Origin of the sequence: Candidatus Tisiphia endosymbiont of Xenochironomus xenolabis (assembly GCF_964264705.1) — a bacterium.
Lineage (GTDB): Bacteria > Pseudomonadota > Alphaproteobacteria > Rickettsiales > Rickettsiaceae > Tisiphia.
Window position 1 is genome coordinate 447,236 of the sequence record NZ_OZ183473.1, and the last position, 21,691, is coordinate 468,926.

Annotated in this window: 27 protein-coding genes, 1 tRNA gene and 2 pseudogenes; 14 read left to right on the forward strand and 16 right to left on the reverse strand. The window is 32.3% G+C overall.

Annotated features, from left to right (window positions below; all coding sequences use genetic code 11):
- The 4 genes from petA to ACFELY_RS02265 form a co-directional block, all read right to left on the reverse strand.
- Entirely contained in the window at positions 1 to 528 is a 528-nt protein-coding gene (petA, locus tag ACFELY_RS02250) for a ubiquinol-cytochrome c reductase iron-sulfur subunit (RefSeq protein WP_094649207.1), read from the reverse strand.
- A gap of 150 nt (positions 529 to 678) precedes the next feature.
- A complete protein-coding gene (locus tag ACFELY_RS02255; RefSeq protein ID WP_375333517.1) occupies positions 679 to 3,222 on the reverse strand; it encodes an N-6 DNA methylase in 2,544 nt (847 codons plus the stop codon).
- Between the two features lie 42 nt (positions 3,223 to 3,264).
- The gene (locus ACFELY_RS02260; protein WP_094649011.1) at positions 3,265 to 3,708 is read right to left on the reverse strand and encodes a DUF2670 domain-containing protein; all 444 of its coding nucleotides are present in this window, start codon (positions 3,706 to 3,708) and stop codon (positions 3,265 to 3,267) included.
- 112 nt (positions 3,709 to 3,820) lie between these two features.
- On the reverse strand, positions 3,821 to 4,468 hold the full coding sequence (locus ACFELY_RS02265) for a heme exporter protein CcmB (protein WP_375333518.1): 648 nt from the start codon (positions 4,466 to 4,468) through the stop codon (positions 3,821 to 3,823).
- Between the two features lie 240 nt (positions 4,469 to 4,708).
- Between ACFELY_RS02265 and ACFELY_RS02270 the strand changes: the two genes are divergently transcribed.
- Positions 4,709 to 5,011, forward strand: coding sequence for a hypothetical protein (locus ACFELY_RS02270; RefSeq protein WP_375333519.1), 303 nt, complete (start codon positions 4,709 to 4,711; stop codon positions 5,009 to 5,011).
- A gap of 21 nt (positions 5,012 to 5,032) precedes the next feature.
- Here ACFELY_RS02270 and ACFELY_RS02275 read toward each other — a convergent pair whose 3' ends face one another.
- From ACFELY_RS02275 to ACFELY_RS02330, 11 genes and pseudogenes are all read right to left on the reverse strand, one after another.
- Positions 5,033 to 5,461: a Na(+)/H(+) antiporter subunit B gene (locus tag ACFELY_RS02275; protein ID WP_375333520.1), complete on the reverse strand. Its 429-nt coding sequence runs from the start codon at positions 5,459 to 5,461 to the stop codon at positions 5,033 to 5,035.
- Positions 5,454 to 5,792 (reverse strand): hydrogen gas-evolving membrane-bound hydrogenase subunit E, encoded by a 339-nt coding sequence (mbhE, locus tag ACFELY_RS02280; RefSeq protein WP_410521668.1) that lies wholly within the window; start codon positions 5,790 to 5,792, stop codon positions 5,454 to 5,456. The genes ACFELY_RS02275 and mbhE overlap by 8 nt, the downstream gene beginning before the upstream one ends.
- Positions 5,793 to 5,885: 93 nt before the next feature.
- A pseudogene (locus ACFELY_RS02290) lies at positions 5,886 to 6,185 on the reverse strand (hydrogenase subunit MbhD domain-containing protein); the annotation flags it as partial.
- Entirely contained in the window at positions 6,182 to 6,478 is a 297-nt protein-coding gene (locus tag ACFELY_RS02295; RefSeq protein ID WP_375333521.1) for a Na+/H+ antiporter subunit G, read from the reverse strand. The gene ACFELY_RS02295 and the pseudogene ACFELY_RS02290, both read right to left, overlap by 4 nt.
- Positions 6,479 to 6,527: 49 nt before the next feature.
- Positions 6,528 to 7,985, reverse strand: a complete 1,458-nt coding sequence (locus ACFELY_RS02300; RefSeq protein ID WP_375333522.1) for an NADP-dependent isocitrate dehydrogenase — start codon at positions 7,983 to 7,985, stop codon at positions 6,528 to 6,530.
- A gap of 340 nt (positions 7,986 to 8,325) precedes the next feature.
- The gene (locus tag ACFELY_RS02305) at positions 8,326 to 8,811 is read right to left on the reverse strand and encodes an SMI1/KNR4 family protein (protein ID WP_375333523.1); all 486 of its coding nucleotides are present in this window, start codon (positions 8,809 to 8,811) and stop codon (positions 8,326 to 8,328) included.
- A gap of 27 nt (positions 8,812 to 8,838) precedes the next feature.
- Complete coding sequence (locus ACFELY_RS02310) at positions 8,839 to 9,069, reverse strand: hypothetical protein (protein WP_341759684.1); 231 nt, start codon at positions 9,067 to 9,069, stop codon at positions 8,839 to 8,841.
- A 2-nt stretch (positions 9,070 to 9,071) separates the two neighbouring features.
- On the reverse strand, positions 9,072 to 9,608 hold the full coding sequence (locus ACFELY_RS02315) for an SMI1/KNR4 family protein (RefSeq protein WP_375330194.1): 537 nt from the start codon (positions 9,606 to 9,608) through the stop codon (positions 9,072 to 9,074).
- Between the two features lie 19 nt (positions 9,609 to 9,627).
- Positions 9,628 to 10,200: an HNH endonuclease gene (locus ACFELY_RS02320; RefSeq protein WP_375333524.1), complete on the reverse strand. Its 573-nt coding sequence runs from the start codon at positions 10,198 to 10,200 to the stop codon at positions 9,628 to 9,630.
- 94 nt (positions 10,201 to 10,294) lie between these two features.
- Entirely contained in the window at positions 10,295 to 11,047 is a 753-nt protein-coding gene (locus ACFELY_RS02325) for an IS5 family transposase (protein ID WP_375334093.1), read from the reverse strand.
- Between the two features lie 192 nt (positions 11,048 to 11,239).
- The gene (locus ACFELY_RS02330) at positions 11,240 to 11,542 is read right to left on the reverse strand and encodes an HNH endonuclease (RefSeq protein ID WP_375333525.1); all 303 of its coding nucleotides are present in this window, start codon (positions 11,540 to 11,542) and stop codon (positions 11,240 to 11,242) included.
- A 75-nt stretch (positions 11,543 to 11,617) separates the two neighbouring features.
- Here ACFELY_RS02330 and ACFELY_RS02335 point away from each other — a divergent pair.
- Together ACFELY_RS02335 and ACFELY_RS02340 are read left to right on the forward strand one after the other, a co-directional pair.
- Positions 11,618 to 12,496 (forward strand): annotated as a pseudogene (locus ACFELY_RS02335) (IS982 family transposase).
- Positions 12,497 to 12,613: 117 nt separating this feature from the next.
- On the forward strand, positions 12,614 to 14,425 hold the full coding sequence (locus tag ACFELY_RS02340; protein WP_375334109.1) for an AAA family ATPase: 1,812 nt from the start codon (positions 12,614 to 12,616) through the stop codon (positions 14,423 to 14,425).
- A gap of 74 nt (positions 14,426 to 14,499) precedes the next feature.
- On the opposite strand, the gene ACFELY_RS02345 is transcribed toward ACFELY_RS02340, so the two are convergent.
- On the reverse strand, positions 14,500 to 14,640 hold the full coding sequence (locus ACFELY_RS02345; protein WP_341759682.1) for a hypothetical protein: 141 nt from the start codon (positions 14,638 to 14,640) through the stop codon (positions 14,500 to 14,502).
- A gap of 387 nt (positions 14,641 to 15,027) precedes the next feature.
- Here ACFELY_RS02345 and ACFELY_RS02350 point away from each other — a divergent pair, with 387 nt between their 5' ends.
- The 11 genes from ACFELY_RS02350 to ACFELY_RS02400 all read left to right on the forward strand — a co-directional run bounded on the left by ACFELY_RS02350 (position 15,028) and on the right by ACFELY_RS02400 (position 21,484).
- On the forward strand, positions 15,028 to 15,417 hold the full coding sequence (locus ACFELY_RS02350; protein WP_375334110.1) for a dihydroneopterin aldolase: 390 nt from the start codon (positions 15,028 to 15,030) through the stop codon (positions 15,415 to 15,417).
- Positions 15,404 to 16,669, forward strand: coding sequence for a dihydropteroate synthase (folP, locus tag ACFELY_RS02355; RefSeq protein ID WP_375333526.1), 1,266 nt, complete (start codon positions 15,404 to 15,406; stop codon positions 16,667 to 16,669). The genes ACFELY_RS02350 and folP overlap by 14 nt, the downstream gene beginning before the upstream one ends.
- A gap of 4 nt (positions 16,670 to 16,673) precedes the next feature.
- Positions 16,674 to 17,273: a dihydrofolate reductase gene (locus ACFELY_RS02360; protein WP_375333527.1), complete on the forward strand. Its 600-nt coding sequence runs from the start codon at positions 16,674 to 16,676 to the stop codon at positions 17,271 to 17,273.
- Positions 17,270 to 17,935 carry a CADD family putative folate metabolism protein gene (locus ACFELY_RS02365; protein ID WP_375333528.1) on the forward strand — a complete coding sequence of 222 codons (666 nt, stop codon included), beginning with the start codon at positions 17,270 to 17,272 and terminating at the stop codon, positions 17,933 to 17,935. Before ACFELY_RS02360 ends, ACFELY_RS02365 begins: the two co-directional genes overlap by 4 nt.
- Positions 17,925 to 18,659, forward strand: a complete 735-nt coding sequence (locus ACFELY_RS02370; RefSeq protein WP_341759678.1) for a coenzyme F420-0:L-glutamate ligase — start codon at positions 17,925 to 17,927, stop codon at positions 18,657 to 18,659. The genes ACFELY_RS02365 and ACFELY_RS02370 overlap by 11 nt, the downstream gene beginning before the upstream one ends.
- A 132-nt stretch (positions 18,660 to 18,791) precedes the next feature.
- Positions 18,792 to 19,523, forward strand: coding sequence for an ABC transporter substrate-binding protein (locus tag ACFELY_RS02375; RefSeq protein ID WP_375333529.1), 732 nt, complete (start codon positions 18,792 to 18,794; stop codon positions 19,521 to 19,523).
- Positions 19,511 to 19,993 (forward strand): flavin reductase family protein, encoded by a 483-nt coding sequence (locus tag ACFELY_RS02380; protein WP_375333530.1) that lies wholly within the window; start codon positions 19,511 to 19,513, stop codon positions 19,991 to 19,993. The genes ACFELY_RS02375 and ACFELY_RS02380 overlap by 13 nt, the downstream gene beginning before the upstream one ends.
- Entirely contained in the window at positions 19,990 to 20,736 is a 747-nt protein-coding gene (dapB, locus tag ACFELY_RS02385) for a 4-hydroxy-tetrahydrodipicolinate reductase (RefSeq protein ID WP_375333531.1), read from the forward strand. The genes ACFELY_RS02380 and dapB overlap by 4 nt, the downstream gene beginning before the upstream one ends.
- A gap of 101 nt (positions 20,737 to 20,837) precedes the next feature.
- Complete coding sequence (gene rpmB, locus ACFELY_RS02390) at positions 20,838 to 21,131, forward strand: 50S ribosomal protein L28 (RefSeq protein WP_375333532.1); 294 nt, start codon at positions 20,838 to 20,840, stop codon at positions 21,129 to 21,131.
- Positions 21,128 to 21,355, forward strand: coding sequence for a 50S ribosomal protein L31 (gene rpmE, locus ACFELY_RS02395; RefSeq protein ID WP_341759674.1), 228 nt, complete (start codon positions 21,128 to 21,130; stop codon positions 21,353 to 21,355). Before rpmB ends, rpmE begins: the two co-directional genes overlap by 4 nt.
- Positions 21,356 to 21,407: 52 nt before the next feature.
- Positions 21,408 to 21,484: transfer RNA gene (locus ACFELY_RS02400), tRNA-Met, on the forward strand.
- The last annotated feature ends 207 nt before the right edge of the window (positions 21,485 to 21,691 follow it).

Consider the following 21,691-nt stretch of genomic DNA (forward strand, 5'->3'; position numbering starts at 1 on the left):
TTATCCGATTTTAATTTTTGTATCGGAAATAAATTCATATGGTGGAACAGCCAAATTTAAAGGAGCTGGTCCTTTGCGTACTCGACCAGATGAATCATACTGAGAGCCATGGCATGGGCAAAACCAACCGTCATAATCGCCTTGGTTTGCAAGCGGTACGCAACCCAAATGGGTGCAAATGCCTATAGTCACCAACCACTTATCATGCCCAGATTTAACTCTATCTTGGTCAAGCTCAGGATCCATTAGCTCGGCGAGATTTACATTTCTTGCTTCAGCGATTTTTTCTGGAGTTCTATTAGTAATAAAAACTGGCTTGCCTTGCCATTTAACAGTAACAGTTTGCCCTGGTTGGATATGAGATAAATCCACTTCTATTGAAGATAGGGCAAGAACATCTGCTGAAGGGTTAAATGAACTAACAAGAGGATAGGTAGCACACGCTGCTCCAACCACAACCATACTGCTAGCAGTTAAGGTTATAAAATCTCTACGAGTTGCCTTATCATAACAATTAGTATTTGACATAAACTGATCAGTATAATTTATAGATATCTGTGTAATATGTTACTATAAAAGTAATAAAAAATCAAGTATAGCTTAAGGTTAAAGCAGTATATATAGCCCCGAATAAGTTTTAGATACCTTAAGCAATATTTTCATATGAATTGGATGTAACTATGTTACAATATCACCAAACTCATCCCTTAAAAAAGATAGTTTGTCCAAAGCTTGCCATTTTTGAGTAAATGTATCTTTAATCTTATTTGAAATCTCTAAAGTTTTATTTCTATCTAACGGAATAGGTATTAAAAGTTCCTTCCATCTATCTCCTATATTTGGTAGAGTTGTGTCTATGAATATTTTGTTATATAGCTGTTTTTGTGTAATTGAATGAGACATAGCAAATAGAAAATAATACGATGTAATATTGTAAATGTTATGTTGATTAATAATTCTAAAAGTTGTAATTTCATTAGTCAATAAAACATTCGTATCAAATTTTGAAATCATTGCAACAGACCCTATCCTATAACTTCCTCTACGAACAAAGACTACATCCTCTTGTTGTAAAGACAAACCATTCTTACCTTTGATTTTATGATATATATGTTCTGGTACTAATGCAGTTGGGTTCTTGTAAATTTCCCAATTAATTATATCAGCCACTCTAACATAAGGGACTGTTCCAGTCCCTTTATACTCGCTTGGCGGTGAACCATGTCCGTTAAATGCTTGTAAAATATTTTGCTTTAATAATTCGTTAATTGTAATAAGTTTAAATTTTTGATTATTAGCTATCTCTTTTATTTCTTCTTCTTTTTTTTTCCAGTAATAGCGTGGTACATAAACGTTATTGGTGATATCAGAACTTGAAGTTATAAAGGTATTTTTATTGAATTTTTTAGATAACAACTCATTTCTTATGGTTTCTGTATCGTCCCAAATTTCTTTTGTAAATACCTCATTTGTACTATCGTACCTATAAATTAATCTTCCAGTATGATCATGCCCCATTTCTTCTGCAACAGCCATGATAATATCACTATTTTGTCTTTTGCCTTTTTCTAATACTAATAAACAAGTTTTCGCATTACAATAAGGTCTAAAAGTATTATGAGGTAGATCTATAACTGCAATAATATTATTTTCTTTAACTAAAAAATCTAGAACGTGTTTTTTAGAAGGGGCATGAAGGTAAGTCTCTGGTAAGACTATTGCAAGTTTACCTCCATCTTTTAATAATTGCAAACATCTTTCTATAAATAACTCTTGAGGTTCAGTTTCTTTTACTTTATTAGTTCTTATAAAAGAATTACCTTCTTTTTTATATTGATGCCCTAGTTCAAAATATTTACAGTCTTCTTTTAGAACCTTGATTTTGCTACCAAATGGAGGATTTGTAACAACAAAATCAAAAGTGTTTAGTTCAATTTCACCGTCTTTTTGAGTTGTAATTAATTCTTTTGTTTTTACCTGGAATTCATGAATTGGATGCAATGTATTTTCTTGAACAATTTTACTCTTACCATCACCTATAATTGTCATATATGCTTTGCATATCTTAACTAAATCTATTTCTTTCTCTAATCCATAAAAACACTTTTCGGCTATTTGCTTTTTTAACCTATTTATATCTGTTGAATTTTTATATGTTCGATCATGATCCATTTTTTTCCAAACATGTTCAAGTGCATATATTAAAAAACCACCACTACCACAAGCAGGGTCTATAATGGTCTGATTTGGGGATGGATCCAAAATTTGCACTGCAAGCTTTACAATTTCTCTAGGTGTAAAAAATTCACCTTTTTCACCAACTAATTTACTTTCTGCAAAAGTTTCAAAAGCCTCCCCTACTATATCTTTTTCAGTTTTTAGTAATGCGATTTGCTCTAGTTCTCCAACTACATAAACAATTGATTTTGCATCAAGTGTTATTTCTTCATTTGTAATAAAAATTCCATCATCTTCTAATTCTTCTTTTACTTTTATAAACAATTTTTGTATTCGTTTTTTAACTTTACCATATTGTGCTATCTTAATTTCTTCATTTTCACTTTTATCATTATTTATTGTCTCCATTTCTTCTGTTGTTATTCTAAAATTTGGCAGACTATTAAGTTCATATTTCTCATCAATAATCTTACAAAAGATTAGTTTAATCATTTCGCTTCCAAGCTTTTCTTTCCTACTAATATTTGTATTAGAATATAAAGTATTTAGTATACGCCTAAAAACAGGTTTTAGATTTTTAACAGGTTTTAATTTATCTTTTGTTATATTACCTATTGCTTCTATCGTTTCTCCTTTTTTCGGTATGTTAAATAGACAATCTTTCTTTACTTCTCCTTTAGAATTTTTATATAAATATTCAATTTCTTCTCCATTAGTCCAAACTCCGAACAAAGCAGAAGTAGCTTGCATATAACTCGTCAGTTGTTCTAAACCGTCTTTTCTACTTTTCTTTTTAACCTCAACAATACCAAGTATATCGCTATATTGATTTCTATTTTTTGATTTATTTTTATATATTACAATATCTGCTTTTTTTACAGAGCTACCCATTTGTATTGAAACTTCAATATCTAATTGCTCTTTGTCATAAAAATAGTCGTCATACAATATCTTTTCATATTCTTGTCGTACTTTTTCTTCAGGCTTTTTTAAATCTACAGCTTTGTTTGTTGCAAAGTCATTAATGTATCCATCCTTTAACATACTAATTTTTATTGATTACCCTAGCTTATACTTATATTATTCTCATTTGCCATCAGTTGATTTACCATCACTATCGTTAGAATTGTCAGGAGAGTCATAAGGATTGCGATAAGGGAGCATTTCCGGTACAGTTCCATCTTTAGGCAATAACTTCTTTAATCCGTCTTCTAAAGCTTTCTCACCGGTTTCTTCTCTAACCTCATATTTTGGTGGATCTCCTAAACATTTCCAAAAATTGGTTAAATTTTCAAAGTTGGGACCTAATTTTGGAGTACAATGTTGAGCAATTGATTTTGACGTATCAAGAATTTCAGTGGTAGCAGTTGTTATATAGCTGATAAGTCCAATTTGTTCGAGTCCTTTAGCTACCCAAAATAATATTACCAGAGAAGCAACAGCTATCATAACGTACCATTTGGCTATGATAGTCCATAAAAACATTCCCATAGGGTTAGCTGCTATTAGTCTTCTTAAAGCTTGCCACATATATATAATTACCGAAAAATAGTTAAAAAATCTACGAGTAGAAATTACATGAATTGTAAAAAAATAACAATTTTTTTATTAGTGCAAGGGTCAGTATAGTGTATAATTAAAATTAAATGTTGTAAATATTCTTAATTAGATAGGATGAGAGATAAAATATTATTGGTACAAGGAGCATATTGATACCAATCATAACAAAAATTAGATTGATATTATCAAAATTTTGTAAAACAAGACCGCTAAGTATTATGTTGGGTATTAGTAGCGGCATGATTAATATTGCTAATAGATTAGTATTTGACCTAAAATAGCTTTGAACAGCTCCAATTAAAACTAATAGGCTACTGGACAAAATTAATAATAGAATTAGATTGATCAAAAGATAGCTTACTGTTAGCATGTCAAGATCGAAGATAATATAAATTATTGGCATATTTAATAAAGCACTGGTGAGGGAACTAACAATTATGGTAATTAATTTAGCGGCAATAATTTCACTCTCATTGAAGCTAGATAATAGTAACTCTAAACTTCCGTCCTCAACATCTTGCTGAAATATTAGACTAGAAAAGCCAATTAGAGCTATCGGCAAAACAATTACTGAAAAAATAATTCCAAATTTTTTAATATCTGTTTGGTCATTAATTAAAGCAGTACTGAAAATACAAAATAAAAAGAATATAAATAGATATTTACTAAGATTATTAATACGATTTTGAATTAAATATTCCCATTTGATCAGCTGTATTAGTTTATGCATATAACTATAGTAGAATTGATTGAATTAAGAGTGGTCTTGGCTCTGTCTGCATATGTTTTCTAATGGAGCTATTATTCTGGTTAATTATAACAAACATAATAATGACTGCAACTTAAGAATTTGGAAAAATTTTTAAATATATAGTAAATTGATGAAAAGTTGGGGACATTGTCACTCGTCACTCCTACTACCCAATTATTCTGAAATGAAATGACTATAACAAATAATGGAGATATAACTATGCTCAATAATACAGGTGATGGTTTGTCAAAAGATAATAGTTTCTTGAATAGTAAATGGGGCTATTTTACTAAAGGACTTGGGAGCGTCGTGGTAGTAGCAACTGGATTACTTGTTTGTTTAGGCATACATAAGGTGCTAAAATGTATGATGCCGGATCGTTATTTTAATACTGAAGCAGGGCTGGATCAGTTAGCAGAAGTTCCCTTACAACCTATAAATGGCGGTGTAATAAATGGTGATATACCAACTAATCAAAATAATGATATAAATGTTCTATTAATGGCCGAAAATGCACTATAAAGAATTCTGTTCACTATCTTATTATGTTTCAACAGTAATAATAGAATATATCAAACACATAACCGATGCAACACAAAGTCCAACACCAATCTCAATGGTAAAAATACCAATATGTTGAGCTAGCGATTTATCATCTGCCAAAGAATAATAATTTAAATAATTATCGTCAAATAATATTGATACCATACCGGTTAGGGCATAGATCAATACTCCGATAGTAGCCATACCAACTAGTAAATCAGTAGAGAAATATTGCCGTAATTTAAATTGACCATGAACTAAATCAAAACCAATTATCGTAGAAGCAAATATAGTACCAGCCTGAAATCCGCCCCCTGGTGATGCATCACCATTAATTTGAATATATAGACCGTATAAAAATATATAGGGTAAGATAAAAAGAGTAGAATGTTTTATAATAATAAAATTTCTCAGTATTATTTTAAGCATCTTTAGTAATTTTTTGTGAGAATAGTAATAATACCGATATTCCAGCAATTAAAATGACGGCAGTTTCTCCAAGAGTATCATACCCTCTATAGCTAGCTAATAGGGCTGCAACAAAAGATGGAATACCAATGTCACTTTTAGTATGTTCAATATAATATTTGGTTAGATGGTTTTGCAATGGAGAATCTATCGCTCCATATTCTAATAAATCAATCCCTGCGAAGGTTAATACTACTATAAAAATTATGCATATAATTGCTGAACTTATTACTCGTGTTGGTTTAAGATTAGACCTCTTGCCTAACTCTACTTCTGCTGGTAATTTGGACAATGATGCGGTACTCGAATCCTCACATACACTTAAGTACGCTGCGGTTCTGCGTTCCGCGTCTCCTTCAAATTCCTCAGCATAAGCGAGTTTTGCAGGAGGTCTATTACTTTTCTGTACGGCTGACAGTTTGCTTAGAAACCCTAAAAATACACAGCTAGATAAACAGGTTCCCAGAGCTACTTCAGTCATTGCCACGTCGGGAGCATCCATCAGTAGATAAGATAAACCAATAAGTAAGCTAAACATAGAGTTTATTATCACTGTTTCTAATAAAGAGTTACAAAATATCAGCTTAATTGATACGACAACAAGTAATATCAAGATTCCCACAAGCAACCAGCTAGCTAGTTGGAAATTTATTATGTCTGGTATAACAAATAAGCGATCAATCATTTTAATCCTTTTTGGTTATTTGGGCTTAATAGGGAAGCCTTACCAATTGCATGAGTAGATACCGGATTTAATATTAAAATCAATATAGCCGCAAAAAGCAATTTAAAAGAGCTAGTAAAATCATGTTGTAAAAAAGCAAGCCCAACAAGCGACAAAGGTACTCCACAACATTCAATTACACTGGCAGCATGAATTTTTGTATAAAAGTCAGGAAATCGAAAAAGCCCAACAATGCCAGAAAATATTGCTATAATTCCAAGTAGGGTTAATCCATAACCAATAATAGATATCATAAATATCCTCAAAAATTAAATTTATAACTAACCAGGGTGCTATGGTTAGCTATTCTCCTTGAGCAAGTGAATACCCTGCTTTCCCATCAAATTCAAAAAGATTCTCAATTTTAATAAAATCTATTTCCGCCTGGCTAAGTAGTTCAAGTAAATGGGCTATAGATAAATGGGTTATTCTTTCTCCATCCTTCTTTGCCATAAAGCGACAACACCAATGATCAGATAATAATTCAAATCTCTCATCTCTGGGCCATAATTTAAGTCCCATGGAAGATACGGTTTTTAATTCTAAGTCACCTAAACTGATAGTTTGAATTTTTTCTGCTACCTCATGGGCAGTCAATGCCACCATCTGTATGAATACATCACTACCTACCAATTCTTTAACTTCTTTACTATTAATCGAATATATATATTCAATAGTTTGTTGTTGAGCAACTACTGAGGAATATGCGGCTACTTTGAGGGTAGAAGGTTCAGTACCTAGTCTTTTCACTACTTCATCGGCAAATTCCGTAGTACCAACTTTTTTGCTAGATATTTTGTCATTGTAGATATCTCCAGTATGAACCCCATCCTCAATAGTTTTTTTCCAGGCATTCTCTACTAATGCAGCAATATCATGTTGTCCGATGTGAACTAGCATCATAATTGCGGCGTTAAGCAAACCAGAAGGATTAGCTATATTACGACCGGCAATATCCGGGGCAGAGCCATGTACAGCTTCAAATAAAGCATAATTCTGCCCTATATTAGCAGAGCCAGCGAGTCCTACTGAACCAGAAATTTCTGCAGATACGTCAGATATAATATCACCATACAGATTTGAAGTTACAATGACATCAAATAATTCTGGCTGGGCTGCTAGCCTGGCAGTGCCGATATCTATAAGATAATAGTCACCTTGAATCTGCTTATATTCATTAGCAATTTCCTCAAAAACCTTATGAAAAATCCCGTCAGACATTTTCATAATATTATCTTTACTGAAACATGTGACCTTTTTACGATTATTTTTTATTGCATACTCAAAGGCATATCTAATAATTCTTTCGCTACCAACTCGGCTGATTAGCTTAAGAGACTCATAAACATTGTGAGTTTGGCGATATTCAATTCCTGCATATAAATCTTCAACATTTTCCCTTACTATCACTACGTTTAGATGTGGATGTAGTGTTTTAACAAAAGGAGCATAAGAAATAGCAGGGCGAACATTAGCATAAAGAGATAGGGCTTTTCTAAGAGTTACATTTAAGCTTTTATACCCACCACCTAGAGGGGTGGTAATAGGTGCCTTTAGAAGTATCTTAGTTCTTGCCAATGATTGCCAAGTATCTTGTGATATCCCTGAAGTATAATGCTTCTGGTATAATTTTTCTCCTACTTCCACTACTTCTATACGTATTCTAGCAGAAGCTTCCTTTAAAATATATAATACCGCTTGCATGATTTCTGGACCTATACCATCACCATAAGCCACTGTAATAGGCGTGAATTCTTTCATTATAACCTCTATCAAATTAGATTAACATTCATTCGTATCAAACCAAAGTCATTGCGAGGAGTAGCTTTGCTGCGACGAAACAATCCAAATCTAATCACTTTCTTAGATTGCTTCGTCGGCTTACGCCTTCTCGCAATGACGTAATGTTGTAAAGTAACCTTCTCGCTAATAGACATCTGTGAATTTGGCGTAATATTAGCCGGGTTAACTATAACTAGCCTTCCCTGAATGAGATTTAACATAGCAACTAATTTTCTTAACTTGCTATAATATACACCACAAAATCACTAGCACTAAGTAGCAGAATGAAAAAAATATAATAATTTAGAAGAAATTATTATTAATCATCGAGAAGCTGATCTTCAGCACGGATTTTTTCTTCTTCATCTAAAAGATACTCATAAAAATCTACAAAACTCGGGAAAATTGTTGGGTTATATTGCATAGGATGCCCCTCACATAATTTAAAAAAATCTTGATAATCACACCAAATAACTTTAGACTTATCAGTTGAGATTATTTTCAATAATACAAAAGAAACATCATCAGAAAATAATACTAAATAATTACTAGGTAAATTGTGCTTTTTTCTATAATACTTAGTTTCCTCAATCACTCCTTCTTCATCTTCAAAATTATAAAAAGAAAATAAGCGAAAAAAGTCATATCCATAAAAGTTACATAATATTTTAAAATCTTCTGGAAAGAATATATTAAGTTTTATTTCTACGTTTTTTACCATTTCTTCTGATAATTCAGGTTTACTATCCTGTTTTAATAAAGACACTCTTTTTATACAACTATTAACTATATCTTTATTTATCATTATTTACTCTCCATTTCCAATAATTTCTTACATCAGATTGCCATTTACTACCATGATCCACTGGAAATTCTGGATTCTATTTGTCCCCAGATTGGTTATAGTACCATCTTGGTAACGCCTTATCTCGTTGCCTTGCTCATCTATATCATAATCATATAAACCTTCTAAAAATTCAGTAAAACTATCAGAAATTAGATAAATATTTTCCCACCAAGGGGCTTGTTTTGGAACCATTACTTTATTGTAAAAACTATCCATCTTTACTCATGCTTTTGTAATGGCTCTATTGTCACAGTACCATCTTGGTAACATCTGATGATATTATTATTCTGAATCGTTTTTTCATATAATCCATTAATAAAATCAGTAAAGCTATTACTCACAAAATAAAGATAATTTAAATCATCCTCATTCCAAAAACTCCAATTAGTAACCCAATAATATAACTTACCATAATCTTCACCTTCTACTCCTAGGCATAATTTTCCAGCACCTTGATCTGCAATCGGCAAAAATTGACCAAGTATTTCGTTATATGATTGCTGAAAATGGGTAGTAATATTTGATACATCACCATCATATAAAGCATAAAACCAATCAACACTAATTTCATCATTCTTTGCATTAATTGGTTCATTTAATTTATAGGTAGCGGTCAATGGATGTCCGCCATTGTGTTTTAATAAAAACTGTTTATAATCACCAGGAAGTTTAGCTTGTATTAAATGCTCAAATTTTTCTATTTCTTCCAAATTTGTTGGTTTGTGAGATTTTACTACTTTAATATTATTTATCATTTTTTTCTCTCTGCTTTTTTTACTGCTGCTCCCCCGTGTGTTCAACTCCTTTATGTAAAGCATATGGTATTAATTGCATAGTTTTTCCATCTTCCACATGATGCCAAGTCCAATCGTCTGGAGTTTCTTGTAACCCAGACACCTTATTTGCCATCCTTATATCCTTCTCACGAGTACAGGTTAATTTTTTTATTTCAATTGATATTTTTGCATGAGGAATACAGTCTGGATGACCATTTATTTTTACAGTACCATCTTGAAAACGTCTTATTTCATTACCTTGGTCATCTTCATCAAACTTACATAAACCGTTGATAAAACCAGTAAAATTGTTAGCTATTAGGTAAATATTATCCCACCAAGGCTCTTGTCCTCTAGGAGATTCTTCCTCATGATCCCAAAAAAATATCTTTCCATATTTTTCTCCTTTAACACAAAGACATATTTCATTACCTAATGAATCGGTAGCAATAGTTAATAGCTCGTCTGGTATTCTATTTTGATGTACTCTCATCATTTCAAAAATATCGTAGTTCTTGGTTACTGCGTTACTGTCTAAGCAAATACTATAAAAAAAAACGAACAGAATCAAAATCTGATCTACCATCTAAAAAATAATTTGCCATTTCAAAACAGTTCCAATATGGTTTACCACCATTATATGCTAGGTTCTGTTGACAAAATTTTTAACGTAACCATATTAAAGCTCCAACAAAATTTAGAAAGGCTAAAAAGGTGGCTGGGGCTTTATCAAACCTAGAAAATATACGCCTAAAATGTTTGATTTTACCAAAGAAACATTCAATTAAATGGCGTTCTTTATAAATATGTTTATCATATTCACGTTGTACTTTACGATTAGATTTTGGTGGTATAACAACCTCACACCCCTTATTTTCTAGGCTTTCTACAAACGCACTACTATCATATCCTTTATCACCTATCACCGTCGTATTCTGAACATCTTTAGTAAGATTTTCAGCCTGAGTGATATCATTTCTTTGCCCAGCAGTTAGTATAAACTTCAGTGGGTTCCCCAATGCATCAACGAGGGCATGAATTTTAGTACTAAAACCACCTTTGCTTCTACCTAAAGCTGCTTCCTCTTGATTACCTTTAATATATCCAGATGAGCAAGCATGTGCTCTTACAATAGTTGCATCAATCATCATTGATTCAATATCTACATCTACTTTAACATGATCCATTAAAGCTTCCCATATACCTTTGTCAACCCATCTCTTAAATCTGCGATAAACACTGTACCAACAACCATAATAATCAGGCAGAAGACGCCATTGACAACCTGTTCTAGCAATAAACCATATTGCTTCAATAAACTGTCTTATTTTTTCCTCATTCTTGTTGTGTATAGCTTTTTTTTTCTTGAAAAATGATAAAATTGCTTCCCATGCTTGGTCTTCTATGTAATACTTCATATCGGTAGTTTCTTGGTTTCGATAACTAGAAACTACCATTTCTTCTTACTATTGCAACTTCTTTATTCTACTCTGATAACTTAACATAAAATTTTGTCAACAGAACCTAGTAAAAACTCTCTATATTCTTTAGGTAACTCACAAATTTTTTTAGTTTCGATATTTTGCAACTCTTGATTTGTTACTTTATATTCACTTATTTTTGTTATTACTTTTTAATAACGATGCTCCCCCGGTGTGCCAAACTTCTGTATGCAATTTTTTGGGTATTAACTGCATCGTTGTACCGTCTTCCACATGATGCCATGTATAGTCATCTGGCTTGCTTATTAGACCGAATTCTGCAGTTGCACGCCGTCCATCGCTTTTTCTCTTACCTGTTAAACCTTCTAACACCACTTCTTTAATTGCATAAGGAGTAAAATCTGGACAACCACTTTCTTTAAACCGAACTCCTTCAGGAAATAAGGTTTCTAATTCAACGCGAGTTGCCAATTAATGTAAGTGTAGAAGGTAGACTTTAAGAGGAGTATAGGTTATTTTATGATTTCCAATAATAAAAAATAACCTATGAAAAAAGATTTTACTACAATTTATTGTTTTGTCGATGATTTTATAAAAAGTTTGTCAAATAATTTTCCTGTAATTAATAGTAGCATAGCTAAACCAGGTATAAGTAATTATTTATCCACAAGTGAAGTGCTAACAATATTACTTGGTTACTATGATTCTTGCTACGACTGTTTTAAACATTATTACCAAGAGGCAATTATGCACGACCATCAAGAAGATTTTAAGCTTGTTAGTTACCAACATTTTACCAAATTAATAGGTAGAAACATGCCATATTTAGTAGTATTATTGCATCATTTACTTAAGGAATGCACAGGTCTTTCTTTTGTTGATTCTACTAGTATAGCGGTATGCCAAAACTATCGCATCTATTCACATAAAGTTTTCCAAGGAATAGCAGCACGTGGCAAAACTACCAAAGGATGGTTCTTTGGCTTTAAATTACATTTAATTATTGATACAGATGGTAATTTGGTCAAGCTATCTTTTAGCAGTGGCAATAAAGATGATCGGAAAGGGCTAGAATCAATGATTAGTGGAATTTTTGGTAAGGTTTTTGGAGATCGTGGGTATATATCCCAAGAATTATTTACTGACCTATATTCGCAAGGTATTCAGCTAATAACGTGAGTAAAAAAGAATATGAAAAACATGTTAATGCCTATCATGGATAAGATTATGCTGCTGAAGAGAGCTTTAATAGAAAGCGTAATAGGCAAACTTAAATTTCTTGATAAACTAGAGCATTCTAGGCATAGATCGGTTACTAATGCATTTAGCCATATGATATCTTGTTTAATCAATTATCAGTTGCAGGATCGTAAACCTTCTATCAAAAATTTACTTCCTATAGAAGCTTTTTATAACCAAAATTAATTGGCAACTCGCGTTATAAAAAAACAAAGAATTATAAAAATTTTGCTAATTAGCTATTAGTGGACAATAAAAAAGTAGTATAATGGATATTATAGTTGGAAGGAAAAGGTGAAAACAATGATAGAAGAAAAAAATAATATTAATTACCAACCAAGAATGTTTGTTGGTACCGATGACTTCTACGATTTGTTGATTAATAGCGACATATTTGTTGATAAGAGTCTAATGATCAAAGAATTATTAGAAGATAGTGGTAAAGTCACCTTAATCACCCGCCCAAGACGGTGGGGGAAGAGCTTGAATATGGATATGGTGCGAAGATTTTTTGAGATAGAGGTGGATGAGCAAGGGCGGATTCTGCCACAAGAACAAAAGATGAATTATAAACTATTTACTGGTGGAGAGGTAGATTTAGGTTTTGATGAAACTAAAGAACTAAAGCCATTAAAAATTGCTAATGTAGCAAACTCTATGAAACGTCAAGGTCAATTCCCAGTTATTATTATAAGTTTCAAAGGCGTTAGGGGCAGTAATTATGAAGAAATTGAAGTGGGGATCAAAAGTCAAATAATTAATTTATTTGCCAGGCATCGTTATTTAGAGCGTTATATAAAACAAGATGAAAAATTATTGATTGATGCACAAAAGGAAATATTACAAAGATATTTCACAGGCAAATTAATAGAAGATGACATTAAAAATAGTTTAAAATTTCTAAGTGATTTACTTTATAAACATTTTAATCAAAAAGTTTACATATTAATTGATGAATATGATACGCCAATCAATAGTGCCTATATGAAATTTGGCAATAATCTAGAAGAGTTTGAGGAAGTATTAGCTCTATTTCGTGCAATATTTGGTAATAGTCTTAAAACCAATGATTCATTACAAAAAGGTGTTATTACCGGTATATTGCGTGTTGCTAAGGCTAATTTGTTTTCAGATTTGAATAATTTAACTGAATGTAGTTTACTAGATGAAAGATTTTCTAGCAGTTACGGGTTTACTCAAGCAGAAGTTGATGAATTATTAACTAAAGTACCAACCACTACGAAGCCAGAAGAAATTAAAAATTGGTATAATGGCTATAATTTTGGTGGAGAAGTCATTTATAATCCATGGTCAATTATGCAATGTTTGGCAAGTAAAGGCAAGCTTGATCATTATTGGATTGATAGTGGTGGAACTGGTTGGATTGATCATGTATTGCTCTCAGATGAGATGCAAACAGATATTCAGGCTTTAGTTGCAGGTAAAACTATTACTTCTTCTATTACTAAACATATAAATTTTGCTGATATCAACCAACCAGAAGGGTTATTTAGCTTATTATTATTTAGTGGTTACCTAAATACAACTACCAAGATGCCAGAAAGAGATATTTATGATTTATCTGCTCCTAACTACGAGGTGAAATATATTTATGAAAAGAGAATGCTACAATGGGTTACTAAACAAATAAAAATTGATAATTCTGGCTATTATTCTTTTGTTACTCTATTACCAGATGGTAAAATAGAGGCGTTTAAAGAGCGTCTGCAGGAATTGTTACTTAATTCTACTAGTTTTCACCAAACAGGAGAGAAAAAAGCCGAATTATTTTATAGTGGCTTTATGCTTGGCTTTATTAATATGTTAACTCCTAATTATATAATATCAAGTGAACAAGAATCAGGGGATGGCAGAGCTGACGTTGTGATGATTCCAAAAATTGGCAAAGGTGATAAAGCGATGATTATCGAGTATAAAATCGCTAAATCCTCAGAAGATTTGGCTCAAATAGCCAAAACTGGCTTACAACAAATTATAGATAAGAAATATGATACTAGGATAAAAGAATATCAGCATGTAAAACAAATATTAAAAATTTCGATGGCATTTTGTGGAAAAAATATGGAGTTAGAATATGAAGTAACGAAGCTCTAATGATGAGCGTAAGCACTTGTATAATATGTATACATGGGTAACTACTAAAGATATGCTTCCCTGCTTTGCAATTTTTAGCAGTATAAATCACATTTTAAAACTATGTCGCCAAGTAAATTTTTGGTAAATGTTTCATCTACCATGTCACAATTGTCAAATTTCTGCTCCTCTGCTTTGGTAATAAAATTTTGCTCTTGAGTAGCAGCATTAACCATAATGTTAGCAATTTTCTTGTAAGCTGCAACCTTAAAATTTTCATCCTGATTTAGGCTGAATGTGTGGTGATAACATCTTTTGGCTTGTCCAAATAAACCTATAGATTCAAAATATCATATTGGAAAGTGTTACCTGAGATTTTAGAACAAGAAGAAAAGTTAGCGAATTTAGTCTCTATGGCATTAATAATAAAAAGTACCTTAGTAATATTCAATTTAATAAAGCGGTGACCAGAATATAAAAAATAGAACTTATACAAAAAATTATTGACTCAATATATTCTCTATATTATTATAATAAGGTACTTAATGCCTATTTTTAGACAAGTCTTTTTTATAAACTTATATAAGAGGTAAATTTTCAATAAGAATTTTTTAAAGCTTATAATCTCAGATTTACGGATATGGATTCATCTTGGATGTAGTGATCAAGAAAAATTTCATTCGCAATTAGTTAGTTTTAATATTGAGTTAGAATTTACAGCCCCACCAAAAGGTACAACTACCGACAAACTTGAAGATACAATTTGTTATCTTGAGCTTGTTCAAAGTATTAAATTTCTTTGCCAAACTAAACAGTTTAATCTGATAGAACATTTAACGATAGAAGTTTATCATGCTATTGATAAATCTTTATTGAGATATCGTGATATTGTTCAATCGGTCAGTGTAACAACACGTAAAATGTCACCGCCCATCCAAGATGTTCATGGAGATATTGCTTTTACTTACTGCTCTGCTTTATGTAGTAAAGGAGGGGACAATGATTTACATTAGTCTTGGTTCTAATTTAGGAAATCGTATTAATAATTTAAATATGGCTGTGAATTTATTAACACAAAGCTGTTTACGAAATTCTAAATCTTCAATTATACTTGAAACCGAAGCGATTTTGCCAGATAACACTCCTCCATCTTGGAATAAACCATTCTTAAACATGATCGTTGCGGGAGAGACGGATTTATCACCCGATGCACTACTTATAACCATGAAATCGATAGAATCTGATATGGGGCGATTGGCTATTTATGAAAAATGGGCACCTCGTATTATTGATCTAGATATTTTACTTTGGGATGAACTTGAGATCAATACTCCTCAGCTTACAATACCGCATCCAGAATTAAGTACTCGACCATTCTTACAACATCTTTTAGCCCTCATGGAAGTACAGCCCTGGACAAAGATGCCTTTAACAAATTCTTTTTCTAAAAGCTTTGTTCTAAATCCTGCAATTGTGGGGGTTGTTAACGTTACAAATGATTCCTTTTCAGATGGAGGACAATTTAACAATCCAGATAAAGCAATTGAGCAAATTCAAGAATTAGCTAGTGATGGTGCTAGTATTATTGAAATTGGGACTCAATCTACAAGACCAGGTGCTGTAATTCATACACCAGAGGAGGAATATAATAAATTAAAGCCTGTTCTAGATGGGATTACAACATTAATAAATAAAGGAATGCTTAAAGTTAGCATAGATAGTTTTTGGTCATCTACTGTTAAACGGCTTCTTGAAAATTATCAGATTAGTTGGATTAATGATGTCAAAGGTGATTTTGATAATAGAACTCTGAAGAGCATTGCTGAGAAAGGTTGTAAACTATGTTTCATGCATTCATTGAGTATTCCACCTAATCAAGAATTAATTCTATCTTTAGAACATAGACCTATTAGTTTGATAAAAGAATGGGGAAAGCAATCCATTGAGCGTCTCTTAAATATCGGCTTTTCTCAAGAAAATATTATCCTTGATCCAGGTATCGGCTTTGGAAAATCGTCATATCAAAACATAGAGATTTTACGATATGTTCAAGAACTCAGGAGCTTAGATGTTCAAATTATGGTTGGACACTCCAGAAAATCCTATATTCAGGCATTTTCTACAGTTGATGCTAAGAATCGGGACATTGAAACTATTGCTACTTCCCTTGCATTAAAAGATAAGGTAGATTTTTTGCGTGTTCATAATGTAAGGAACCATATGCGATTTTTTACAACCTATCAAAGCTTTACATCAATAGGGTAATCATATGAAGATAATAGGTATCATGGCAGCAACGCAACAAGGAGTTATTGGTGATAGAAACTCTTTACCTTGGAGTTATCCTGAAGAACTTGAGCATTTTAGAGCTACAACTAGTGGACATATTATGATTATGGGACGAAAGACTTATAACATAATACCAAAAACTTCGCTAACTATAGTCAATTCAGGAGAATTTGGGGCTAGGAGCGATGGAGCGACGCCTATAAGTAATAGGCGAGTGACGAGTGACGACGTCACCAACTTCTCATCAATTGATTATAATAGAGATATTATTGTTTTTTCTCGTAATCATCATTGTATTTCCAACGATGTAAAGATAGTAAGTTCATTGAATGAGTTTCTAAAATATATTCAATCTTTAAACTTAGTAAAGAAACTTTTTATGATTGGAGGAGCTGAGATTGCTAATTTATTTTTAGAACATAATCTGATTTCTCATTTTATACTAACAAAAATACACCACTTATATTCTGGTGATACATCCATTGATTTAAGATATTTTAAAGGATGGGATGAAAAAATTTTAAAAGAACACCCTAATTATACTATTTGTAAGCTTACAAATATAAAGGAGATATCATGATATTTTGCACAAACCTTAATACATCTCTTGAGGTATTTCATTTACTTAAACATCCGTTTTATAAGTTATGGAATGAAGGATTATTGAAACATGAAATATTACAAATCTATGTAAGAGAATACTATCATCATGTTTCTGCTTTTCCTAGATATATAAGTCAAATCCATACTCTTTGTGATAAGATTCAAGCAAGACAAATTTTGCTAGAGAATTTGATTGATGAGGAGAAAGGTGATGATAATCATCCTGAATTATGGTTACGCTTTGCTGAAGGGATAGGTGTATCAAGGGAGTCAATCCCAAATTTTCCAGAATTAGTTTCAACTTGCAAACTAGTTGAAGGATATTTGGAGCTAGTGAGAACAGATTATCCGACGGGATTAGGGGCTTTATATGCCTATGAAAGGCAAACACCAGAAGTTGCTGCTTCTAAGATTGATGGTTTAAAAAAGCATTATGGAATTCAAGATAATAAAACATTGCAATTTTTTTCTGTTCATCAAGAAGCTGATAAATGGCATACAGAACAATTAGTTAGTCTGATAAAGTCTCTTAACAAAAACGATCAGCAGAAAGTTTTTTATGGAGCAAAAGAAGGAGCTAAATTACTATGGTTCTTTCTTGATGGGATGATGAAAATGGTAGAATGTCATGCTTGTTAAAGGTATAAAAACTCACAGGATTGAGGTTAATGATTGTTTGGAACAAATTTTAGATCAATATATCCAAGAGCTTGTAGATGAAGATATTGTTGCTATAACATCCAAGATAATTAGCATCATACAAGGACGTTTAGTTTCAAAGGATAGTATATGTAAGAATTTATTGATTAAGCAAGAAGCAGATTTAGTGTTGGAAACAGACCGTAATCCTTATGATCTTTATTTAACTATCAAGAATGGTATACTTATACCTTCTGCAGGTATAGATGAATCAAACGTACATGGAGTATATGTTTTGTATCCTGAGAATATTCAAAAAACAGTTATTTGGATATGGGAATATTTAAAAAAGAGACATAATCTTAAAAAGATTGGTGTTGTGATTACGGACAGCCATACAACAATCATGAGACGAGGTGTAACAGGTATCACTCTTGGTTGGTGTGGTTTTATACCCATTTATTCATATATTGATAAACCTGATCTTTATAATAGTCCATTAAGGGTTACACAAGTGAATATTTTAGATGCTTTGGCGACTTCAGCAGTTTTTGTTATGGGTGAAGGTAATGAACAAACTCCTATTGCTATCATTAAAGATGCACCTAAAATTTACTTTCTTGATAGACCTCCCACAATAGAAGAAGAGAAAAATATCTTGATTCCTATGGATGAAGATTTATATTCTCCGCTACTACGTGCTGCCAAATGGTGTCCAAAGTAAAGCAATGCTACTTGCTCAACAACAAATATCTACTTTCTTTCATGAGGTAGTTCAGCTAATTTCAAAAAGTCTGTTGTATATGAGTGCAAGAAGTGCGATAATATAGTAATAATTAAAATAGTTTTTAATTTTATGAAATTAATAAAGCTTTTCTTCCTTATTATATGTTCTTTTTTGATAGTTGGTTGTGATAACAAGCCTCAGGAAAAGAACTTAATAGTTGCGACTTCCGCAGATAATCCCCCTTACGAATTTATTCAAAATGGGCAAATAGTGGGACTTGACATTGATATTATTAATGCTGTAGGAGAAAAATTAGAGAAGAAAGTTATAATTAAAAATTTTGATTTTAATGGCTTACTTGCATCCTTAGCTAGTGAAAATGTTGATATAGTAATTGCTGGATTAACAGTGACTGAAGAACGTAAGAAACACATTAGCTTTTCAGCCCCTTATGTAACAACTAACGTATCAGTATTATATAGAACAGCAGATGATTTGAAAAATGTTGGAGATTTGGATAATAAAATTGTTGGTGTGCAACTTGGTACAACATGGGCAGTGATAGTTCAGGATTTAGCCAAGCAGTTTAATATTAGAACAAATTATTTGTCAAATAATTTAATGCTAGTCGAAGAATTAAAATCGAAAGTTGTAGATGTGGTAGTATTAGAGGAATCGCAATCTAAGAAATTTATTGAGAATAATCCTGATCTTGATAGTTTTAGTTTAACAGAATTCTCATCTGAGCTTGCTATCGCTATGCCAAAAGATTCTAAACTTGTTGAAAATATTGATAAAGCTATTAGTGAATTAAAAAAAGATGGTACAATTAGTCGCATTACTAAAAAATGGCTGCAATAGTGGATTCTGAACAATTTAAACAAGCTCTTAGCACTTTTCCTACGGGTGTTACTATTATTACTACTTTATACAATAACAAGCTATTTGGTTTTACGGCAGATTCTTTTACCTCGGTTTCCTTGTTACCGCCATTGGTATTGTTTTGTATTAATAAAAAATCCTTTAGTATGAGTGCTTTTACTAGTAGTGAGTATTTTGCTGTTAGTGTTCTAGCTGAAAATCAAGAGGATATTTCTAGACATTTTTCTAAGTTTAATACTGATAAATTTGCTGGTATTTCATATAATTTAGGACAAATTACTAATTGCCCTTTGATTGAAGGAGCAGTTTGCCATATTGAGTGCAACAAATTTAGTCAATATGAAGTGGGGGATCATGTTATATTGGTTGGTAAAGTGATAAGTACTATGGTAAAAAATAATTTAAAACCATTGGTGCATTGTTTAAGGCAATATAGAGAGTTAAAATGATTTCTATAGGTATTTGTGGTGCTACCGGTAAAATGGGGCAGATGATAATTCAAAAAATGCATGGATTAAATAGCTGTACGCTTTCTGCTACATTTTCTAGAAAAAATAGCATAAGGGATTTTGCTGAATTTTGTCAAAATTCTGAGGTGATTATTGATTTTTCTAGTAGCGAGATATTGGACAAACTGCTTGATTATGCCATTATGTACAACAACAAATTAGTTATTGGTACTACTGGTCTGACTAACTATCAACTTGATCGTTTACATGAAGTTTCCAAAAGTCTAGCAATATTTTATTCAGCTAATATGAGTTTAGGGGCAAATTTACTAGCGATGCTAGCGAAAAAGGCGGCAGAAATTCTAGATAATACTTACGATATAGAGATTTTAGATTGTCACCATCGTATGAAAAAAGATGCTCCGTCCGGTACGGCGATAATGTTAGGTAAGGCTGTGGCAAAAGTTAGAAATTTAGATTTTAATCAATGTGCGATCTTTGATCGTACTGTAAAAGGACAAAGGCAGGCTGGTGAAATTGGCATTACTTCTATTAGAGGTGGGTGTTTGCATGGAGAACACGAAGTATTATTTTTAGGAGATAACCAAACCATTACTCTAAAACATCATGGGTCAAGAGAGTCCTTTGCTGATGGGGCAATTCAGGCGGCAATCTGGATATCTGATAAACCACCGGCTCTTTATTCAATGAGCGATATGTTGCCATCTCTTCAAAAGTTTTAACAATTAACAAATATTTGTATTATTTACAGCTGTAGATATTGACATAAAGCCCTAATAGTAGTATAATTACGTGATATTGATGAATAATTATAGGAGTCACGATGTCTCGTAGATGTGAGCTTAGTGGAGTTGGTGTTTTACACGGTAATAAAGTGTCACACTCGCAAAGAAAAACTAGAAAACGCTTTGAGCCAAACCTTAGAGTGGTAAGGTTTGCTAGTGAGCTTACTGGGCAGGAATACAAGCTTTCGGTAAATGCTAAATGTCTACGTTCTGTCGAGAAGGTAGGTGGTTTTGATGAATATATGCTTAAAATATCAAGTGATATACTTTCGGACAAAGCACAAGTGATTAAAAAAAAGATAGCTGAGAAAAAAGTTGGTGCTGTATTATGAAAGCTGGAATACATCCGAAATATAAAAAGTTCAAAATTATCATTAGTAATGATGTTTTTGAGACAAATTCCGGTGGTCATGCAGAAGAGATTTTGATGGATGTTGATTATAGGAAGCATCCAGCATGGACTAAAGAATCTGGAAATGTTGTTAACCAATCTAACAAAAATGTCAGTGACTTTAACAAAAAATTTGCTGGGCTTAGTTTCGGTAAAAAAGCCTAAGCAAGTTCTGCTTGTTCCTGAAGTTAGTTATATCTTTAATAATATCTATTATCGTGGGGTGGAGCAGTCTGGTAGCTCGTCAGGCTCATAACCTGAAGGTCGTTGGTTCAAATCCAACCCCCGCAACCAACTACAACGGTATTAGACCTCCTGCAAAACTCGCTTAGTGTAAGGATTTGAAGGACGCTTCATCTCGAACCACAGCGTACTCTAATGTATGTGAGGATTTGAGCATGTACCCTACAATTTTTATTCTATAATTATAGCAGCATAAAAACGTCATTGCGAGAATGTCACAACTGCCGAAAGTTAGAAAAGGAAGGGGTTTTAGACAGG

Bases quoted from the DNA above. Each gene is read 5' to 3' on its own strand.
- ACFELY_RS02325 (WP_375334093.1), bottom strand. From the start codon at position 11,047: ATGAAGTATTACATAGAAGACCAAGCATGGGAAGCAATTTTATCATTT.
- ACFELY_RS02275 (WP_375333520.1), bottom strand. From the start codon at position 5,461: ATGCTTAAAATAATACTGAGAAATTTTATTATTATAAAACATTCTACT.
- rpmE (WP_341759674.1), top strand. From the start codon at position 21,128: ATGAAAGCTGGAATACATCCGAAATATAAAAAGTTCAAAATTATCATT.
- ACFELY_RS02265 (WP_375333518.1), bottom strand. From the start codon at position 4,468: ATGCATAAACTAATACAGCTGATCAAATGGGAATATTTAATTCAAAAT.
- dapB (WP_375333531.1), top strand. From the start codon at position 19,990: ATGATTTCTATAGGTATTTGTGGTGCTACCGGTAAAATGGGGCAGATG.
- ACFELY_RS02365 (WP_375333528.1), top strand. From the start codon at position 17,270: ATGATATTTTGCACAAACCTTAATACATCTCTTGAGGTATTTCATTTA.
- ACFELY_RS02255 (WP_375333517.1), bottom strand. From the start codon at position 3,222: ATGTTAAAGGATGGATACATTAATGACTTTGCAACAAACAAAGCTGTA.
- petA (WP_094649207.1), bottom strand. From the start codon at position 528: ATGTCAAATACTAATTGTTATGATAAGGCAACTCGTAGAGATTTTATA.
- ACFELY_RS02370 (WP_341759678.1), top strand. From the start codon at position 17,925: ATGCTTGTTAAAGGTATAAAAACTCACAGGATTGAGGTTAATGATTGT.
- ACFELY_RS02375 (WP_375333529.1), top strand. From the start codon at position 18,792: ATGAAATTAATAAAGCTTTTCTTCCTTATTATATGTTCTTTTTTGATA.
- folP (WP_375333526.1), top strand. From the start codon at position 15,404: ATGATTTACATTAGTCTTGGTTCTAATTTAGGAAATCGTATTAATAAT.
- ACFELY_RS02345 (WP_341759682.1), bottom strand. From the start codon at position 14,640: ATGGTTAATGCTGCTACTCAAGAGCAAAATTTTATTACCAAAGCAGAG.
- rpmB (WP_375333532.1), top strand. From the start codon at position 20,838: ATGTCTCGTAGATGTGAGCTTAGTGGAGTTGGTGTTTTACACGGTAAT.
- ACFELY_RS02360 (WP_375333527.1), top strand. From the start codon at position 16,674: ATGAAGATAATAGGTATCATGGCAGCAACGCAACAAGGAGTTATTGGT.
- ACFELY_RS02300 (WP_375333522.1), bottom strand. From the start codon at position 7,985: ATGAAAGAATTCACGCCTATTACAGTGGCTTATGGTGATGGTATAGGT.
- ACFELY_RS02270 (WP_375333519.1), top strand. From the start codon at position 4,709: ATGCTCAATAATACAGGTGATGGTTTGTCAAAAGATAATAGTTTCTTG.
- ACFELY_RS02305 (WP_375333523.1), bottom strand. From the start codon at position 8,811: ATGATAAATAAAGATATAGTTAATAGTTGTATAAAAAGAGTGTCTTTA.
- ACFELY_RS02295 (WP_375333521.1), bottom strand. From the start codon at position 6,478: ATGATATCTATTATTGGTTATGGATTAACCCTACTTGGAATTATAGCA.
- ACFELY_RS02260 (WP_094649011.1), bottom strand. From the start codon at position 3,708: ATGTGGCAAGCTTTAAGAAGACTAATAGCAGCTAACCCTATGGGAATG.
- ACFELY_RS02315 (WP_375330194.1), bottom strand. From the start codon at position 9,608: ATGATAAATAATATTAAAGTAGTAAAATCTCACAAACCAACAAATTTG.
- ACFELY_RS02380 (WP_375333530.1), top strand. From the start codon at position 19,511: ATGGCTGCAATAGTGGATTCTGAACAATTTAAACAAGCTCTTAGCACT.
- ACFELY_RS02310 (WP_341759684.1), bottom strand. From the start codon at position 9,069: ATGGATAGTTTTTACAATAAAGTAATGGTTCCAAAACAAGCCCCTTGG.
- ACFELY_RS02340 (WP_375334109.1), top strand. From the start codon at position 12,614: ATGATAGAAGAAAAAAATAATATTAATTACCAACCAAGAATGTTTGTT.